The sequence below is a fragment of the Cupriavidus gilardii genome, assembly GCF_013347325.1.
GTDB lineage: Bacteria > Pseudomonadota > Gammaproteobacteria > Burkholderiales > Burkholderiaceae > Cupriavidus > Cupriavidus gilardii.
Map to the genome: position 1 here is coordinate 608,913 of NZ_CP054624.1, position 18,587 is coordinate 627,499.

The window sequence follows — 18,587 nt, forward strand, 5'->3', positions numbered from 1 at the left end:
GGAAGGTGGGGTGCGGGGCATACCGCGGGATGGGTGGAGTCTGGTTGCGCGGAACGACGCTGATCCGCTACCGGGGCATTTCACTCGGGGCCACGGCTACTGCGCCTCCGCGCTCCCCGCCGGCCCCGGTTGCGTTTCCCCGTTCTGTTCGATCTGCCTGGCCTTGCGCATCCCGCGCAGATTGAGCGCGGCCAGCGCGAACTGCAGCACCACCAGGGCGTAGGCGCTGGTGTGCAGGCCCCATACGACCCACAGCACGTTGCTCAGCAGGAAGATCCAGAAGCCGATCTTCCGGCGCGTGGCGACTCGCGAACCGATCAGCCAAGTGGCCGCGACGGTGATGGCCATCGCGGGCCATTGCAGCATGTCGATCCAGTCCATCGCCTCTCCCGGTTGCGTGCCGCCCATGCGGGCCAAACGTGGCCAGCATAGGCGGGCGCGGCGATGGCAGGACACCGGCGTCGGGCCGCATCGGCTGTCAGCCGATTCCGACAGCGACGCCGTTCGCACCTGCGATCAGCTGGCGAAGGTGACGTAGCCCTCGGGCGAGATTGGCCAGGCGGGGTTGTGGGCCACCTCCCAAAGATGCCCGTCCGGGTCGGCGAAATAGCCGGAATAACCGCCCCACGGCAAGGCGCGCGCCGGCGACACCAGTGCCGCGCCGCTGGCGACTGCCTGCGCGATCAACCGGTCCACTTCCTCGGGCGATTCGACGTTGTGGCCGAGCGCCGAGCCGCGCGCGCCCGGGCTCGATGGACCATGGATTTCCGCTTCGAATGAGCTCTTGTTCCACAGGCCGACGATAAAGCCGTTGAACTGGAAGAACGCGATATCGCCGTTGTCGAATACCGGCGACCAGCCCAGTCCACCGCAATAGAACGCCTTGGCGCGGTCGAGATCGGCGACGGGCAGGGTAACGACGGAGATGCTCTGTTTCATGATGGCCTCGCTGAATGGGCGGAACGGCATGCCGATGCGGCAGCCGGACCAGCGTCGAACGAAAGGCATCGCCGCAACAAGCGGGCAGGGATCGAGGCGGCAGACGAAGTGGACGCGCGCGACCCAGCCCGCTCGCACGCGGGCGAAGGTCGCGGGTCGGCGGGCGCCGACAGAACTCCGGGAGCCGGAGCGGGCGGACTAACCGATACCGCCGCTGTCTTTTTCGACCGTGCGATTTTAGCGCTTGGCGGTGGCGATACGGGCAAATCCTGCTTGCCTTTGCCTCCAATGTCCGGGCGGCGGCGTGGCTTTACATTTGCCGACCTCGTGCCTTAAATGTTCCGCACCAGCGCCCTCCGCCGATCCCGCCTTCCACCCTCATCCCTCGCAGGTCGCAGACCGATCGATCCGGGCACACACACCACGTGATGGCCATCACCCCGCCACCGCGCGGCCTCCAGGCCGGACAGCCTGTCGAGGACGCTGCGTCCAGAGCAAGACGAGAGGTGCGCCATGACCAGTGCGAGCAGGGAAACCATCGACCAATGGAAGTCGGGGATGCGGGGAGCGGTGTTGCAGGCCGACGATCCCGGTTATGAAGAAGCGAGAAAGGTGTGGAATGCCACGGTGGATTGCCGGCCGACAGCGATCGCGCGCTGTGCCGGCGCCGCCGACGTGATCAGCGCGATCGGCTTTGCCGCAACACATGGCATGCGCGCGGCGGTGCGGGGCGGCGGCCACAACATTGCCGGCACGGCGGTCTGCGACGAGGGGCTGGTGCTCGATTTATCCGGCATGCGGTCGGTCGTGGTCGATCCGCAGGCACGGGTCGCCTGGGTCGAGCCCGGTGCGACGCTGGCCGATTTCGACCACGAGGCGCAGGCATTCGGGCTGGCGACGCCGCTGGGCATCAATTCGACGACCGGCGTTGCGGGGCTGACGTTGGGCGGCGGTTTTGGCTGGATCAGCCGCAAATATGGGACGACGGTGGACAACCTGCTCGGCGCGCACATGATCACCGCCGATGGAAGGCACCACCGTGTCGATGCCGACAACGATCCCGACCTGTTCTGGGCTATCCGGGGCGGCGGCGGCAACTTCGGCGTGGTCACGCAGTTCGAGTTCGAGCTGCATCCGGTCGGCCCCGAGATCTACGGCGGCCTGGTGGTGTACCCGTTCGAGCAGGCCGCACAGGTGTTTCCGCGCTATCGCGACTTCATGGACGCCGCCCCGGACGAGCTCACGGTATGGGCCGTGTTCCGGCTGGCGCCGCCGCTGCCCTTCCTGCCGGCCGAGGTGCACGGCAAGCCGGTGATGGTGCTGGCCAGCTGCTATATCGGCCCGTCGGCGCAAGGTGCCGACGCCATCGCGCCGATCCGCGAATTCGGTCAGCCCTATGGCGAGCATCTGGGGGCGATGCCCTATGCCGCCTGGCAGAAGGCCTTCGATCCGCTGCTGACGCCGGGCGCGCGCAATTACTGGAAGTCGCACAATTTCTCGCGGCTCGACGACGGCATGCTGGCCGTGCTGGAAGACGGGCTGGCGACGTTGCCATCGCCGGAATGCGAAATCTTCATCGGAGCGCTGGGCGGACGGGTCGGCCGCGTGCCGGTCGATGCCACCGCCTATGCGCATCGCGACGCCAACTTCGTGATGAATATCCACGGCCGCTGGCAGCAGGCCGAGGACGACCAGCGCTGCATCCAGTGGACGCGCGGCCTGTTCGAGGCGCTGACGCCATTCGCGCTGGGCAGCGTCTACGTGAATTTCCTGACGCAGGACGAAACGGCGCGGGTCGATGCGGCGTATGGCGCCAACTATGCGCGGCTGGCGCAGATCAAGCGCGAATACGATCCGGACAATCTGTTCCGCGGCAACCAGAACATCCGTCCGGCGCAATAAGGCGTCGCGCAAGTCGGCGCGCATGAAGTGTCACCAACGCGCGGCGCGACGCCGTGCGTGACGCGGCTAGGCCGTCGCCACCCGCGGCGGCCGCGGCCGCGTGACGACGGCGAACGCGATCTGCGCGAGGCCGGCGGCCAGGCCCAGCGATACGCCGACCTGCCATGCCAGCGTGTACGAGCCGAGCGCATCGAACAGCAGGCCGCCGCCGAAGGCGCCGACGAAGCTGCCGATCTGGTGGCTGAAGAACGCCACGCCGCCCAGCATCGCCTGCCAGCGCAGCCCGAAGGTCTCCGCGATCCAGCCGGCAACCAGCGGTGCCACGCCGAGCCACAGGAAGCCCATCACCGCGGCGAACAGCAGCGTGCTTTCCGGCGTCGGCGCCGACGAGAAGTACCAGATCAGCGCCAGCGAGCGCAGCGTGTAGATCCCGCCGAGCAGCAGCAGCTTGTTGACGCGCCCGCCGGCCCAGCCGAAGAACAGGCTGCCCAGCACGTTGAAGCCGCCGATCACGCCGAGCGCCTGCGCGCTCAGCATCGCGTCCATGCCGCAGACATCGAGATAGGACGGCAGATGCGTGGTCAGGAAGACCAGCTGCATGCCGCAGACGAAGTACGCCAGCGCCATCACGAGGAAGGGCGCATGGCGCAGCGCGGTCCCCAGCGCCTGTCGGGCGTTCTGTTCGATGCCGCTCGGCGACACCGGCGCCGGCAGCCGGTCGACCCGGCCGGCGAACCACGCGGCCGGCAGCATCGCCAGCGCCAGCACGACGAAGGCGACCATGCCGACGCGCCAGCCGTAGCCCTGCGCAACGACCTGTCCGATCGGCGCGGCGATCAGCGCGCCCAGCGACCCCGCGGCCGACACGATGCCCAGCACCGTGCTGCGCAGCGTCGGCGAGATCGGGCGGGCGGCGACCGCCATCGCGATCGCGCTGCCGGTGCAGGCCATCGAGGCGCCGATCGCGACGCCGGCGCCCAGCGTGACGCCGATCATTCCTTCGGCCCCGGCAAGCAAGGCCAGCCCCAGCACATAGAGCGAGGCCCCGCTCATCATCAGCGGGCGAAAGCCCACTCGCACCGCCCACGCGCCGGCGATCGGCTGCAGCAATCCCCAGGCGAGGTTCTGCACCGCGATCGCGACGGTGAAGTCCGATACCGAGATGCCGATATCGCGCGTCAGCGGCGGCATGAAGATGCCCAGGCTTTGCCGCAGGCCCATCGCCAGGCTCAGCATCACGGAGGCGCCGATCAGGATCGGCAGGGCGGGGCGCAGCTCGCTGAGCAGCGAGGGGTTCAGGCGGGAGGAAGGCACGGCGGGGCTGTCTCGGAGAGTCTTGTCGTTATGGGTATGGAGGAACTGCGTGGCCCGGAAGGGCTTGCGGCGCGGCGGCGCGAGGCGGCGGGCGGGGCATGTCCAGGGACGACCGAGCGTAAGTCCGTCCATTCGGGGGTGTCAATTTTTCTCAAAGACGGACCGCGGCGGCCGCATCGTGGAACGAGCGCGGCAGCGGCGTGCGGCACGGAAATTGCTGCCGCCGCTCTGACATGACCTCCACGCTGCCCGACTCCATCCGGCGCCTGCTGCGCGAGCGCTTCGACATCCAGCAGCTGCGCCCCGGCCAGGCCGAAGTCATCGACAGCGTGCTCAAGGGGCACGACACGCTGGCGGTGATGCCGACCGGCAGCGGCAAGTCGCTGTGCTACCAGGTACCGGCGCTGTGCCTGGACGGCCTGACAGTCGTCGTCTCGCCGCTGATCTCGCTGATGCAGGACCAGGCCGAGAAACTCGAAAGGCTGGAACTGGATCCGGCGGTCGTCAACAGCGCCGTCGGCGATGCCGCGGCCGATGCCGCGCTGGACAGCGTCGCCCGCCGGGACGACCGGATCGTGCTGACCACGCCGGAACAGCTGCAGGACCGCGAGGTCATCGCGTCGATCCAGCGCAATCGCGTCGCCCTGCTGGTCGTCGACGAAGCGCACTGCATCTCGCAATGGGGCCATGATTTCCGGCCGGCGTATCTGGGCATTCCCGAGGCGGCACGCGCGCTCGGACGGCCGCCGGTGCTCGCGCTGACGGCGACCGCCACCGACGCGCTGATCCACGACATCGCCGCGCAGCTGGACCTGCAGTCGCTGTGCGTGGTCAAGGCCGGCCTGTACCGGCCCAATCTGATCTATGCGGTCCAGCATGTCGCCGGCGACGACGAGCGGCTCGCGCAGGTACGCAGCCTCGTCGCGCGCGAGAAAGGCGCCGGCATCGTCTACACGGCCACGGTGCGCGAAGCCGATCGGCTGCATGCGGGCCTGAAGGAGGCAGGGCAGCAGGTGGCGCTGTATCACGGCCGCTGCACCGCGGCGCAGCGCCGCGACAGCCAGGCCGCCTTCATGACCGGTGAATGCCGCGTGATGGTCGCCACCAATGCGTTCGGCATGGGCATCGACAAGCCCGACGTCCGCTTCATCGTCCATGCCCAACTGCCGGGCAGCCTCGATGCCTACTACCAGGAGACCGGCCGTGCCGGCCGCGACGGCGAGCCGGCGCGCTGCACGCTGCTGCATGACGAACGGGACAAGCGGGTCCAGCAGTTCTTCCTGTCGAACCGCTATCCCGGCGCCGATACGCTCGAACAGATCGTCGCGCAGATGCGGGACATCGATGCCGCCGAACCGCTGTCGCTCGACGCGATGCATCAACGGCTGCCGAACGTGGCCCGGCGCAAGCTTCAGGTCGCGCTGACGATGCTGTGCGAGGCCGATGTCGCCCACCGTCACGAGGACGGCCGCTACAGCCGCCAGCCCGGCAAGAGCGACGTGCAGGCGGTGCGGACCATCGCAGCGCAGTACGCCGAACGCAGCGACAAGGACCGCGCCACGCTCGAGGCCATGCTGCACTATGCGCGCAGCGGCCGCTGCCGCTGGGCGATGCTGCTGGAGTACTACGGCGAGCACGGCGGCCCGGAGCGCTGCGGCACCTGCGACAGCTGCGTGCGGGCGGCCGAGGCCGCGCGCCATCCGGTCGAGCCGCTGCCCGAATCGAAGCGCGGCGCGAGCGCCCCGCCTTTCGCCGAAGGGGACAGGGTGCGCGCGCGCCGCCATGGCGTCGGCACCGTGGTCGCGACCACGCGCGAACGCGTCGATGTGCGCTTCCCGGATGGCACGGTCCGCCGCTTCGTGCCGCGCTATCTGAAGCGCGAGGCCCAGGCGGCAAGCCGTGCTACATGACAAAACCGTCAGGCTGGCGCCAGCGGCCTGACCGGCATGGACGGCTAGCATCGGTGCCGCCCGATGTATTCCGATTCCCGCCATGCCCGCCGATCCCACCTTCGCCGCATCGCCCTCGCCGGCTGCACCGGTTTCGTCTCTTCCCTGCAGGCTGCGCGCCACCTCGCTGGTCCTGCTGACGGCACTGACCGTGGCCGCCTGCGGCAGGGGGGAGGCCCCCGCCGCCGCCCGGACCCCCGAGGTCGCCTATGTCACGCTGCAGCCCCAGCCGGTGGCGCTCAGCACCGAACTGCCCGGCCGTACCGTGGCCTACCGTATCGCCGAGGTTCGGCCGCAGGTCGACGGCATCATCCTGAAGCGGCTGTTCAAGGAAGGCAGCGAGGTCCGGCAGGGTCAGCAGCTGTACCAGATCGATCCGTCCACCTACCAGGCCGCGCACGCCAGCGCCGCCGCAACGCTCGAGTCGGCCCGGCAGACCGCACAGCGCTACGAGCGGCTGGCACGCGAGCGGGCGGTCAGCCAGCAGGAATACGAGCAGGCGCGAGCGGCCTGGCTGACGGCGCAGGCGGCGGTGGACCGCGCCGCGATCGACCTGCGCTACACCCGGGTGCTGGCGCCGATCTCCGGGCGCATCGGCCGCTCCTTCGCCAGCGAGGGCGCGCTCGCCACCAACGGCCAGGCCAACGCGCTGGCCACCGTGCAGCAGCTCGATCCGATCTACGTCGATGTCACGCAGCCGTCGTCCGCGCTGCTGGGCCTGCGCCGCGATCTCGCGGCCGGTCGTCTGGAAGCGGCGGGGGAGAACGCGGCCCGCGTGCGGCTGATCCTCGAAGACGGCAGCGAGTACGCCGAGCCCGGCCGGCTGGAGTTCACCGAGGTGGGGGTGGACACCGGCACCGGCTCGGTGACCCTGCGCGCGGTGTTTCCCAATCCGCGGCACGAGCTGCTGCCCGGCATGTTCGTGCGCGCTCGGATGCAGCAGGGCGTGCGGCCCGCCGCGATGCTGGCGCCGCAACGCGGCGTGACGCGCGACGCGAAGGGGCAGGCCACGGCGCTGCTGGTCAATGCGAACGACGAGGTCGAACTGCGCCGGATCGACGCCGAACGCGTGATCGGCGACAACTGGCTGGTCAGCGCGGGCCTGCAACCGGGCGAGCGCCTGATCGTCGATGGGCTGCAGTTCGTGCGGCCGGGCATGAAGGTGCGTGCGCTGCCGCTGGCGGGGGCAGCGCCGGCCAGCGCGCCCGCCTCCGCAGTCGCGGCCCCCCCGGCGCGCGCCGCCGTCTCGCAGCGTTGAACGGAGCGCCCCGATGTCCCGCTTCTTTATCGAGCGCCCGATCTTCGCCTGGGTCATTGCGCTGGTGATCATGCTGGCGGGCGCGCTGTCGATCGGCGCGCTGCCGGTCAGCCAGTATCCGGCCATCGCGCCGCCGACCATCGCGATCCAGGTCAACTACCCCGGTGCGTCGGCGCAGACGGTGCAGGACACCGTGGTGCAGGTCATCGAACAGCAGCTCAATGGGCTGGACCGGCTGCGCTACATCTCGTCCGAGAGCAACGGCGACGGCAACATGACCATCACCGTCACCTTCGAGCAGGGAACGAACCCGGACATCGCCCAGGTGCAGGTCCAGAACAAGCTGCAGCTGGCCACGCCGCTGCTGCCGCAGGAGGTGCAGCAGCAGGGCATCCGCGTGACCAAGTCGGTGCGCAACTTCCTGATGATCGTCGGCGTGGTGTCCAGCGACGGCAGCATGACGCGCGAGGACCTGGCCAACTACATCGTGTCGAACATCCAGGACCCGCTGTCGCGCACGCCGGGCGTCGGTGACTTCCAGGTGTTCGGCGCGCAGTACGCGATGCGGATCTGGCTCGATCCGGCGAGGCTGACCGCCTACCAGCTGACGCCGTCGGACGTCAGGGCCGCGATCCAGGCGCAGAACGTGCAGGTCGCTTCGGGCCAATTGGGCGGGCTGCCGTCGGTCGCCGGCCAGCAGCTGAACGCGACGGTGGTCGGCAAGACGCGCCTGCAGACGCCCGAGCAGTTCCGCGAGATCCTGCTCAAGGTCAACGGCGACGGCTCGCAGGTCCGGCTCAAGGATGTGGCCGAGGTCGGCCTCGGCGGCCAGGATTACAACATCAACGCGCAGTACAACGGCCGCCCCGCCTCCGGCATCGCGATCCGGCTCGCCAGCGGCGCCAACGCGCTCGATACCGCCAAGGCGATCCGCGCAACGCTGGGCGAGCTGGAGCCGTTCTTCCCGCCGGGCATGCAGGTGGTCTATCCGTACGACACCACGCCGGTGATCTCCGCGTCGATCGAAGGCGTGGTGCGCACGCTGCTCGAAGCCGTAGTGCTGGTGTTCCTGGTGATGTATCTGTTCCTGCAGAACGTCCGGGCCACGCTGATTCCGACCATTGCGGTCCCGGTGGTGCTGCTCGGCACCTTCGGCGTGCTGGCGGCGTTCGGCTATTCGATCAATACGCTGACGATGTTCGGCATGGTGCTGGCGATCGGGCTGCTGGTCGACGATGCCATCGTGGTGGTCGAGAACGTCGAGCGGCTGATGGCCGAGGAAGGACTGCCGCCGAAGGAGGCCGCGCGCCGGTCGATGGGGCAGATCCAGGGCGCGCTGGTCGGCATCGCGCTGGTGCTGTCGGCGGTGTTCCTGCCGATGGCGTTCTTCGGCGGTTCGACCGGCGTCATCTATCGGCAGTTCTCGATCACCATCGTGTCGGCGATGGTGCTGTCGGTGCTGGTCGCACTGGTGCTGACGCCGGCGCTGTGCGCGACGATGCTGCGCCCGCTGCCAAAACATGGCGATGGACTTGGACACGGCGCACCCGGGCGCGGCCCGCTGGGCTGGTTCAATCGCGGCTTCGAAGCCGCCACGCGCGGCTACGAGCGCGGCGTGGTGGCGGTGCTCAATCGGCGCGGCCGCTACTTCGCCGTCTACCTGCTGATCCTGGCGCTGGCGGCGTGGATGTTCACGCGGATCCCGACCTCGTTCCTGCCGGACGAGGACCAGGGTGTGCTGTTCGCGCAGGTGCAGACGCCGCCGGGCGCGTCGGCGCAGCGCACGCAGCAGGTGCTCGACCGGCTGCGCGACTATCTGCTGCAGGAAGAGGGCGGCGTGGTGCAGTCGCTGTTCACCGTCAACGGCTTCAATTTCGCCGGCCGCGGACAAAGTTCCGGCTTCGCCTTCGTGCTGCTCAAGCCGTGGCACGAGCGCATCGGCGAGGCGACCAGCGTGTTCGATCTCGCCCGGCGCGCGCAGGCGCGGTTCAGCGGCATGCGCGATGCGATGGCCTTTGCCTTCGTGCCGCCCGCCGTGATGGAGCTGGGCAACGCGACCGGCTTCGACGTCTATCTGCAGGACCGTGCCGGCGTCGGGCGCGGGGTGTTGATGCAGGCGCGCGACCGCTTTCTGCAGCTCGCCGCTCAACGTCCCGAATTGCAGCGGGTACGGATGAATGGGCTGAACGACGAGCCGCAATATCGGCTGGAGATCGACGACGAGAAGGCGCGCGCGCTCGGCGTGTCGCTGGCCGAGATCAACAGCACGGTGTCGATCGCCTGGGGCTCGAGCTACGTCAACGATTTCATCGACCAGGGCCGCGTCAAGCGCGTCTATCTCCAGGGCCGGCCCGATGCGCGAATGCATCCCGATGACCTCGCCAAATGGTTCGTGCGCAACGACCGCGGCGCGATGGTGCCCTTCACCGCGTTTGCCAGCGGCAGCTGGGGCCATGGCTCGCCCAAGCTGCAGCGCTACAACGGCGTGGCGGCAATCCAGATCCTGGGCGAGCCCGCGCCGGGCCACAGCTCCGGCGAGGCGATGGCCGCGGTCGAGGCCATCATGGCGCAGATGCCGGCCGGCGTCGGCTATTCGTGGAGCGGGCTGTCTTACGAGGAGCGGCTCTCGGGCGCGCAGGCACCGGCGCTGTATGCGCTGTCGCTGCTGGTGGTGTTCCTGTGCCTGGCCGCGCTGTACGAGAGCTGGACCATTCCGTTCTCGGTGATGCTGATCGTGCCGCTGGGCATCGTCGGCGCGCTGGCGGCGACGCTGCTGCGCGGGCTGCCCAACGATGTGTTCTTTCAGGTCGGCCTGCTGACGACGATGGGTCTGTCGGCCAAGAACGCCATCCTGATCGTCGAGTTCGCCAAGGCGCTGCACGACCAGGGCAAGGGCATCGTCGAGGCCGCGATCGAGGCGAGCCGCATGCGCTTGCGGCCCATCGTGATGACATCGCTGGCCTTCGTGCTCGGCGTGGTGCCGCTGGCGACGTCGGTCGGCGCCGGCTCGGGCAGCCAGCATGCGATCGGCACCGGCGTGATTGGCGGCATGATCACGGCGACGGTGCTGGCGATCTTCTGGGTGCCGCTGTTCTATGTCGCGGTGCACCGCTGGTTTGGCGGCCGGCGCGGCACGCCCGCCAGCGAAATTTCGACAAGGACCGCGTGAAGAACCTTACCGCCCGCGTATTTGTTACTCGCGGGTGCGACGCGCAGGCCCGGGCGCATCGGTGCCACCGCAGCCCGAAGCCCGCCCCACGCGCGCGCCGACAAGTATTGCGGCCCCGGCTGCGCATCCGTATCGGCCAATGGCAGGCTTCTTGCAGCTTGACTCCAGACATCGTGACGTATGGAGGACACCATGGCACAGCAATCGCAGGGTGGGCAGGGCGGACAAGGCGGCGGTGCGAAACAGCAGAACCCCGCCACCGATCCGGCGCAGCGTCCCGATCCCGAGGGCGCCAATACCGATGAAACCGTACAGGCGGAGGAGCGCGCCGCGGGCGGCGTGTCCGGCAGCGGCAACACGCTGGGCGACGGCATGACCGCCGGCGGCGCGGAGAACGTCGAGGAGCGCAAGGTCTTCAAGCAGGAGGACCAGCAGGACCAGCAGGGTCAGCAGGGCAAGAAGCCGCAGGGCCCGGTGAAGATCGCTGTCGCGGGAGACGAACACGGGGACGAGGACGCAACCAGCCAGTAGGGCGCGATCGCATCGATCCATCGACGGGGGCCGTCACGTCCCGCGCGTCGGACGTCAGGCACCCACAGCAGAGGAGCATCCGATGAAAACCACCTGGGTCCTGGTGGCCGACGAGGCCATCGCCCGTATTCTCGAAGGGCACAAGCCCGGCCAGGAACTGGCCTGCATCGATGAACTGACCGACGCCGGGGCGCATGCCGACGCCGCCGACCTGCGTCGCGACGCGTACGGACGCCGCGCCGGTGCCGGAGCGGGCCCCGGCGCGGGGCCGGCGGTGGGCGGCGGGACCGGCCGCCAGCGTGCGCCGTCGAGCGTCACGTCGTCGGCCGGCGAGGACGAGCTGCATCTCGAGGCGGAGGGCTTTGCCCGCCGTGTTGCCGAGCATCTGGCCGACGCGCTGCAGAAGCAGCGCTACGACGAGCTGCGCATCGCCGCGGCCCCGCGTTTCCTGGGCCTGCTGCGCAAGCACCTGCCCGCGCAGGTCGCCAACGTGGTGACCGAGGAAGTCGACAAGGACCTGGTACATCTGCCCGAGCGCGAACTGACCGAACGGCTGTTCGCGGCCAGGTTCGCCGGCGACCGGTCCGGCGGCCAGGCCGCGGGCTGAGCGCGAGGCCGCCATGCCGCGCCGCGCGGTGGGCGCGGTCCGTAACCTCTACGGACTGCTGAAGGACACGGTCAGCGCGTGGATCGACGACTACGCGCCCAGCATGGGCGCGGCGATCGCCTACTACACGGTGTTTTCGGTGGCGCCGCTGCTGCTGATCGTCATTTCGGTGGCGGGCGTGGTGTTCGGCGCCGAGGCGGCGCGCGGGGCCATCGTCACCGAGCTGCAGGGCTTTATCGGTACCGAGGGCGCGAAGGCGATCGAGGACATGCTCGCGGCCGTCAGCGAACCGGCCACCAGCACGCTGACGACACTGGCCGGTCTGGTCACGCTGCTGATCGGCGCGACCACGGTATTCGCGGAACTGCAGAGCGCGCTCGACCGCATCTGGCGCGTGCCGGAATGGCAGAAGAGTTCGGGACTATGGGGATTGCTGCGCGCGCGCGTGCTGTCGTTCGGCATGATCCTGGGCATCGGCTTCCTGCTGATCGTGTCGCTGCTGGCCAGCGCCGCGCTGGCGGCGCTGTCGCGCGGATGGGCGCCGCTGTTCGGCGAAGAAGAGGCCCTGGCCCATGCCGTCGATTTCGTCTTCAGCCTGGCGGTGATTACCACGGGCTTCGCGATGATCTACAAGATCATGCCGCGCGCCCGCGTGCGCTGGCCGGACGTCTGGCTGGGCGCGCTGGTGACCGCGCTGCTGTTTACGTTCGGCAAGTTCCTGATCGGCCTGTATATCGGCAAGACCGGCGTGGCCTCCGGCTACGGCGCCGCGGGCTCGCTGGTGGTGCTGCTGGTCTGGGTCTACTACTCCGCGCAGATCTTCCTGCTGGGGGCGGAATTCACCTGGCTGTACGCGCACCGCTACGGCTCGCTGCGCGGGCAGCAGCCGGCCGAGCGGACGGTGCAGGTCAAGACCGGGCGCTTTGTCGAACGGCAGCCGGCCGAGCATCCAGGCGAGCGCCCGGGCCAGTCGTAGGCGCGGATCCGGCGGCCGTCGCGGCGGGACGCCATGGTAGAGTACCCGCGGCCGCTGCCCTGTGCGGCGGTGCCCCTCCGCCGAGCGCCCGCACCATGCCGATCACGTACCTGCGCAATCTGACCGGAAAGGACAGGAGTACCCTGGCCAACTGGCAACTGGCCCGCTACCTGGCCTTCGTCGCCGGGGCCATCAATGCCGGCGGCTTTCTCGCGGTACACCAGTACACCTCGCACATGACCGGCATCGTGTCCGCGATGGCCGACGACCTCGCCGTCGGCCATGCCGCGCTGATGCTGGCCGGATTGGGCGCGTTGATCTGCTTCGTGGCGGGCGCCGCACTGTCGGCGATGCTGGTCAATTGGGCGCGGCGGGTGCGGCTGCACAGCCAGTACGCGCTGCCGCTGATGGTCGAAGCCGCCCTGCTGCTGTGCTTCGGTCTGCTGGGCGGCAATCTCGAACGTCGCGAATGGCTGTTCGTGCCCGCCACCGTCGCGGTGTTGTGTTTCATCATGGGTCTGCAGAACGCGTTGATCACCAAGCTGTCGCGCGCCGAGATCCGTACCACGCACGTGACCGGCATGGTCACCGATATCGGAATCGAACTCGGCAAGCTGTTCTACTGGAACCTGACCGAAGGCGAGGGCGCGGCGCGCGTCGTCGCCGATCGGCGCAAGCTCGTCATGCTGGCCACGCTGGTTGGCCTGTTCTTCGTCGGCGGCGCCGCCGGTGCGTTGGGTTTCAAGCAGGTCGGTTTTGGCATGACGGTGCTGTTCGCGGCGCTGCTTGGCGCGCTGGCGGCCGTACCGGTCTGGGATGATCTGCGCCGGCTCGCATCGCGCCGCTAGTCCGCCGCCGGCTCGCGGCCCCGCTCGCCGAAACGGGCGAGGTAGTGCCATACCTTCTTCAACTCCTGCGAGTCATGCTGTCCGCCGCGGGCCGCTTCGCCGATCAGCGCGGGCGTCAGCCAGCCGTCGCGCGCCAGCGCGCAGCCCAGTTCGACGTAGCGCGGGCCGCGATAGTCCGGGTGGCGGCGCAGCTCGTCAACCGACAGCATGAAGCCCGCATGCCATTCCAGCGCGCAAGGCAGTGCGCGTGCCATCGTCTCGACCTCCGTGCCGCGATAGCAGGGATCGAGCACCAGCGCCTCGACATCGCGCGCCAGCTCGACCGGCCCGTGCACCTGTGCCTCGATATAGTCGTCCAGTGGATCCGGCTGCGGCGTGGCTGCCAGCGCCATCAGGCCCATGCGCTCGGCCACGCCGAACGCGGTGGGCTCGTAGACGCTGTCGGGATAGCAGAAGGTGGTGCGGCCCAGCACCGCGCCGGTCAACCGCAGATGCGCCGAGCCGAAGCGCGGCGAGCCCCCGGTCGCGCGGCGACGGAAATTCAGTGCGCCGTACTTCGGGCGCTCGGCCGGCGCGGCGTCATCGTAGGCACCGCCGAACAGCCGGCTCTCCCACTGCCAACGGTCGCCTCCGGGATGCGCGGTCAGGCCGCCATTGCTGGTGCCGGTCTCGAACTGCGAGCGATAGACCCCGTCGTTGGCGAGCGCCTGCAGGAACGGCATGCCGTGGTGCAGGCGGTCGGGATGGAAATTGAGCGTGACGCGCAGCGTCGGGTCGACCGGCTCGCCGAGGCTGCGTGCGGCGACATGGGCGAGGGCGCGCGCCTGCGGAGAATCCGGGGGCGGCACCCATGCATTGCGGGCATCGATGGCGTGGACGGGCATGACGGTCGCTCGGCGTTCGGCTTGCTTGCGGCTTGATCTTGCGCTCACCGCGTCGGCGCTCACTGCGCGCCTTGCATTCTAACGTCGCCGATGTCGATGCCGATGCCGATGCCTGTCCTTCGTCCCATCAAGCCTGCATGCCGTCCAGCACCTTGTCCAGCGTCAGCGGATAGCTGCGCAGCCGGATGCCGGTCGCGTTGAACACGGCGTTGGCCAGCGACGCCCCCGCCCCGCAGATGCCGAGCTCGCCGACGCCCTTCGCCCCGAGCGGATTGGCCTTGTCGTCGTATTCGTCGAGAAACACCGCGTCGATGGCCGGGATGTCCGCGTGCGCCGGCACGTGGTAGCCGGCCAGGTCGCGGTTGACGAAGGCGCCATGGCGCGGGTCCACCATGGTCTCTTCCATCAGCGCCGCGCCGACGCCCCAGATCATGCCGCCGATCATCTGCGAGCGCGCCGTCTTCGGGTTCAGGATGCGGCCGGCCGCGAACACGCCGAGCATGCGCCGCAGCCGGATTTCGCCGGTATCGATGTCGACGCCGACCTCCGCGAAATGTGCGCCGTAGGCGTGCTGCGAGTAGGTCTGATATTCCGGGCCGCGCTGCACTTCGCCGATGACGCCGAGCCCGTCGGGCATCGCACGGGCCAGCAGCGCGCCGACAGGCTCCGATCTGCCGCCGGCATGCAGGCGGCCGTCCGCCAGGCGAGCCTGCGCCGGGTCGGTGCCGAACAGCGGCGAGGCACGGTCGGCCGAGGCGACTTCCGCCAGCCGGCGGCACAACGCCGCGCAAGTATTGAACACCGCCGAGCCGGTGCTGGCCGCGCCCCACGAGCCGCCCGAGCCCGGCGTCGGCGGGAAGTCGCTGTCGCCCATCTCGACCTGCACCGCCTGCAACGGCAGCCCCAGCGATTGCGCCGCGATCTGCGTCAGGATCGTATAGGTGCCGGTGCCGATATCGGTCATCGACAGCCGCACGCGTGCGGTGGCATCGCGGTACAGCGTGACCTCGGCCTTCGACGCCTGCAGGTAGTTGGGCCGGATCGCCGCCGACATGCCGTAGCCGATCAGCCAGCGTCCATCGCGCATATTGCCCGGCGTCGTCGGCCGGCGCGACCAGCCGAAGCGCTCGGCGCCCTCGCGCATGCAAGCGACCAGTCCGCGCGTGGAGAACGGAACGTTGCGCTCGGGATCGACACGGGGCTCGTTGCGGATGCGCAGCTCGATCGGGTCCATCCGCAGCGCATGCGCCAGCTCGTCGACCGCGCACTCCAGCGCCAGCGCGCCCGGGGCCTCGCCCGGCGCGCGCATGATGTCCGACGGCGGCAGGTCCAGCCGCACCAGCCGATGGCTGGTGCGCCGGTTCGGCGCCGCATACAGCGAGCGCGTAAAGGCCGCGGTCTGCTCGGCGAATTCGTCGTACATCGCGGTCTGCTCGATGACGTCGTGCGCCAGCGCCGTCATGCGGCCATCGCGGCCTGCGGCCAGGCGGATGCGCTGGCGCGTTTCGGTGCGATGGTTGGTGTTGGCGAACATCTGCTGCCGCGTCAGTGCGACCTTGACGGGCCGGCCCGTCATGCGCGCGCCGATCGCGGCCAGGATTGCGTCGGCATGGGTCGGCACCTTGGAGCCGAAGCCGCCGCCGACATGCTTGCATACGACGCGCACGTTCCCGGTCGGCAGATTCAGCGTGCGGGAGACCGCGATCCGGCAGGTGTCAACCATCTGCGTCGAGGTGTGGATCAGCAGCCGGTCGCCGGACCACTGCGCGATGGTGCCGTGCGGCTCCATCGGGTTCACGTGTTCGTACGGGGTCGTGTAGGTGGCATCGATCCGCACCGGCGCGGCGGCAAACGCGGCATCGAAGTCGCCGACCGCGGTGTCGTGCGGCATGCCGGCATTGATGCCGTCCGGCACGTAGGCGTTGCGCAGCTCGGCCGTCATGTCGAACTTGCCGCCCCATTCCGGCGCGTAGCGGACCCGTACGCGCGCGGCAGCGTCGCGCGCGGCCTCAAACGAGTCGGCGATCACCAGCGCGACCGGCTGGCCGTAGTGGCGCACCTGGTCGCTGTCGAGCATCGGCTTGGGCCGCTCGAAGCGCCGCGCCACCTTGGGCGGACCATAGGGGGACTGGGCCGGCGCGTTGCGATGGGTGACGATCAGGATCACGCCGGGCATCTGCGCCGCATCCTCGGTATCGATGGCGGCGATGCGGCCGCGCGCGATCGTGCTTTCAACCAGATAGCCGTAGGCGAGCGGGCCATTGGGCACGTGATCGCAGGCGTAGACAGCCCGGCCCGTGACCTTGAGGCGCCCCTCGACCCGATCGACCGGCGCACCGATCCATTGCTGGCCGGCGTTCTGGCCCATGCTCCACGCCGTGTTCTGGCGCTGCTGAAGTTCATCCATGGTGGGCTCCGTCGCGTTGCGATGCCTGCGTCAGGCTGGCCTGCAATACCCGCCTGGCCAGCGGAATCTTGAAGTCGTTGCCGCCGAAGCCGCGGGCGCCGGCCAGCGCCGCATCGGCGGCCCGGGCGAACAGCTGCGCCGACGGCGCCTTGCCGGTCAGCATGGCCTCGGCCTCCGGCACCCGCCAGGGCCGGTGCGCGATGCCGCCGAAGGCCGCGCGCACGTTCTGCAGGCGGCCGCCTTCGGCCTGCGCGATCAGTGCCACCGACACCAGCGCGAAAGCGAACGACGCGCGGTCGCGCACCTTGCGGTACGACTGCACGCCGGGCGGGGGCGGCGGCAGCACGACTGCACCGATCAGCTCGCCGGGCGCCAGATCGGTTTCCAGATGCGGTGTCTGTCCCGGCGCGCGATAAAGCTGGTGGATCGGGATGACGCGCATGCGCCCATCGGGCTGCACGGTCTCGATGCGCGCGTCGAGCGCGCTGAGCGCGACCGCCATGTCGGATGGATGCACGGCGATGCAGGCCTCGCTGTGGCCGATCACCGCATGCATGCGGTTGCTGCCGCGCAGCGCCGCGCAGCCCGAACCGGGCTGCCGCTTGTTGCACGGCATTGCCGTGTCATAGAAGTAGGGGCAGCGCGTGCGCTGCAGCAGGTTGCCGGCAGTGGTGGCCTTGTTGCGGATCTGCGCTGACGCGCCCGACAGCAGCGCGCGCGTCAGCAGCGGATAGCGTTCGCGCACCAGCGGATGGGCCGCCAGATCGCTGTTGCGCACGGTCGCGCCGATCCGCAGCGTGCCGTCGGCCCCGGCCTCGATGCGCTGCAGCGGCAGCGCATTGACGTCGACCAGCCGAGCCGGCCGCTCGATCTGCAGCTTCATCAGGTCCAGCAGATTGGTGCCGCCGGCGATGAAGCGCGCGTCGGGCTGCGACGCGGACGCGATCGCGTCGCGCAGCGCCGTCGGGCGCTCGTAGCTGAATGGCATCATCGCTGGCTCCCGGCCGCGCTGCGGATCGCGGCGACGATATTCGGATAGGCGCTGCAGCGGCACAGGTTGCCGCTCATGCGCTCGCGCACTTCGGCCTCGCTCAGGTCCTGCAGCGATACCGTGCGGGCGCCGCCCAGGTCGGCGCTGGCATGGCTGGGCACGCCGTCCGCGACCTCGCGCAGCATGCCGACCGCGGAGCAGATCTGCCCGGGCGTGCAGAAGCCGCACTGGAAGCCGTCGTGCGCGATGAAGGCGGCCTGCACCGGATGCAGTTGCCCGTTGCGCTCCAGCCCCTCGATCGTCGTGATCTCGTCCTGCTGGTGCATCACCGCCAGCGTCAGGCACGCGTTGATGCGCCGGCCGTTCAGCAGCACCGTGCAGGCGCCGCATTGCCCGTGGTCGCAGCCCTTCTTGGTGCCGGTCAGATGCAGCGACTCGCGCAGCGCATCGAGCAGCGAGGTGCGGACATCGAGCGCGAGCCGATGGCGTTTGCCGTTGACCGTCAGCGTGACCGGTGCGTTCGGGGTGCCGCCGGCAGCCGGCATCGGCTCGCTGGCGGCGGCGCCTGGCGTTTGCGCGCAGGACGGAGCGGCCGGCAATACCGTGATGCCGCCTGCGGCCACCGTGGTGCCGAGAAACGCGCGCCGGCTGAGCCGCGGCGTGCCTGTATCGTCGTTGCGATGTCTCATCTGTGGGCTCCCGAGTCGAGGTGGCGGGGCGCGATGCTGGCGTCGATGGATCGGGGAGGAACCGGCACGGCAGCAGCGCGATCGGGCGCAGTTTGCGCAATCGCTCGAACGGCCGGTAGCCTC

Annotated in this window: 14 protein-coding genes and 1 pseudogene; 8 read left to right on the forward strand and 7 right to left on the reverse strand. The window is 69.5% G+C overall.

Annotated features, from left to right (window positions below; all coding sequences use genetic code 11):
- Positions 1-96: 96 nt before the first annotated feature.
- Both FOB47_RS03000 and FOB47_RS03005 read right to left on the reverse strand, forming a co-directional pair.
- Complete coding sequence (locus FOB47_RS03000; protein WP_244959266.1) at positions 97-408, reverse strand: hypothetical protein; 312 nt, start codon at positions 406-408, stop codon at positions 97-99.
- A 108-nt stretch (positions 409-516) separates the two neighbouring features.
- Complete coding sequence (locus tag FOB47_RS03005; RefSeq protein ID WP_244959267.1) at positions 517-939, reverse strand: VOC family protein; 423 nt, start codon at positions 937-939, stop codon at positions 517-519.
- Positions 940-1,452: 513 nt separating this feature from the next.
- On the opposite strand from FOB47_RS03005, the gene FOB47_RS03010 reads away from it, so the two are divergent.
- Entirely contained in the window at positions 1,453-2,841 is a 1,389-nt protein-coding gene (locus FOB47_RS03010) for an FAD-binding oxidoreductase (RefSeq protein WP_174779907.1), read from the forward strand.
- Between the two features lie 66 nt (positions 2,842-2,907).
- On the opposite strand, the gene FOB47_RS03015 is transcribed toward FOB47_RS03010, so the two are convergent.
- Positions 2,908-4,077: an MFS transporter gene (locus FOB47_RS03015; protein WP_232963429.1), complete on the reverse strand. Its 1,170-nt coding sequence runs from the start codon at positions 4,075-4,077 to the stop codon at positions 2,908-2,910.
- A gap of 311 nt (positions 4,078-4,388) precedes the next feature.
- Here FOB47_RS03015 and FOB47_RS03020 point away from each other — a divergent pair, with 311 nt between their 5' ends.
- The 7 genes and pseudogenes from FOB47_RS03020 to FOB47_RS03050 form a co-directional block, all read left to right on the forward strand.
- Positions 4,389-6,065, forward strand: coding sequence for a RecQ family ATP-dependent DNA helicase (locus tag FOB47_RS03020; RefSeq protein ID WP_174779908.1), 1,677 nt, complete (start codon positions 4,389-4,391; stop codon positions 6,063-6,065).
- A gap of 82 nt (positions 6,066-6,147) precedes the next feature.
- Positions 6,148-7,362, forward strand: coding sequence for an efflux RND transporter periplasmic adaptor subunit (locus FOB47_RS03025; protein WP_174779909.1), 1,215 nt, complete (start codon positions 6,148-6,150; stop codon positions 7,360-7,362).
- A gap of 13 nt (positions 7,363-7,375) precedes the next feature.
- Positions 7,376-10,531, forward strand: a complete 3,156-nt coding sequence (locus FOB47_RS03030; RefSeq protein ID WP_174779910.1) for an efflux RND transporter permease subunit — start codon at positions 7,376-7,378, stop codon at positions 10,529-10,531.
- 192 nt (positions 10,532-10,723) lie between these two features.
- Positions 10,724-11,062, forward strand: a complete 339-nt coding sequence (locus FOB47_RS03035) for a hypothetical protein (protein WP_174779911.1) — start codon at positions 10,724-10,726, stop codon at positions 11,060-11,062.
- Positions 11,063-11,144: 82 nt separating this feature from the next.
- Positions 11,145-11,669: a host attachment protein gene (locus FOB47_RS03040; protein WP_053824242.1), complete on the forward strand. Its 525-nt coding sequence runs from the start codon at positions 11,145-11,147 to the stop codon at positions 11,667-11,669.
- A gap of 13 nt (positions 11,670-11,682) precedes the next feature.
- Positions 11,683-12,645 (forward strand): YihY/virulence factor BrkB family protein, encoded by a 963-nt coding sequence (locus FOB47_RS03045; protein WP_174779912.1) that lies wholly within the window; start codon positions 11,683-11,685, stop codon positions 12,643-12,645.
- Between the two features lie 95 nt (positions 12,646-12,740).
- Positions 12,741-13,472: pseudogene (locus tag FOB47_RS03050) on the forward strand (YoaK family protein); the annotation flags it as partial.
- 17 nt (positions 13,473-13,489) lie between these two features.
- Here the strand turns inward: FOB47_RS03050 and FOB47_RS03055 are convergent.
- From FOB47_RS03055 to FOB47_RS03070, 4 genes are all read right to left on the reverse strand, one after another.
- Positions 13,490-14,377, reverse strand: a complete 888-nt coding sequence (locus FOB47_RS03055) for a DUF3626 domain-containing protein (RefSeq protein WP_174779914.1) — start codon at positions 14,375-14,377, stop codon at positions 13,490-13,492.
- Between the two features lie 127 nt (positions 14,378-14,504).
- Positions 14,505-16,784 carry a xanthine dehydrogenase family protein molybdopterin-binding subunit gene (locus FOB47_RS03060; RefSeq protein ID WP_217488903.1) on the reverse strand — a complete coding sequence of 760 codons (2,280 nt, stop codon included), beginning with the start codon at positions 16,782-16,784 and terminating at the stop codon, positions 14,505-14,507.
- Positions 16,777-17,775, reverse strand: a complete 999-nt coding sequence (locus tag FOB47_RS03065) for an FAD binding domain-containing protein (RefSeq protein ID WP_174779915.1) — start codon at positions 17,773-17,775, stop codon at positions 16,777-16,779. The genes FOB47_RS03060 and FOB47_RS03065 overlap by 8 nt, the downstream gene beginning before the upstream one ends.
- The gene (locus tag FOB47_RS03070) at positions 17,772-18,464 is read right to left on the reverse strand and encodes a 2Fe-2S iron-sulfur cluster-binding protein (RefSeq protein ID WP_174779916.1); all 693 of its coding nucleotides are present in this window, start codon (positions 18,462-18,464) and stop codon (positions 17,772-17,774) included. The genes FOB47_RS03065 and FOB47_RS03070 overlap by 4 nt, the downstream gene beginning before the upstream one ends.
- Between the last annotated feature and the right edge of the window lie 123 nt (positions 18,465-18,587).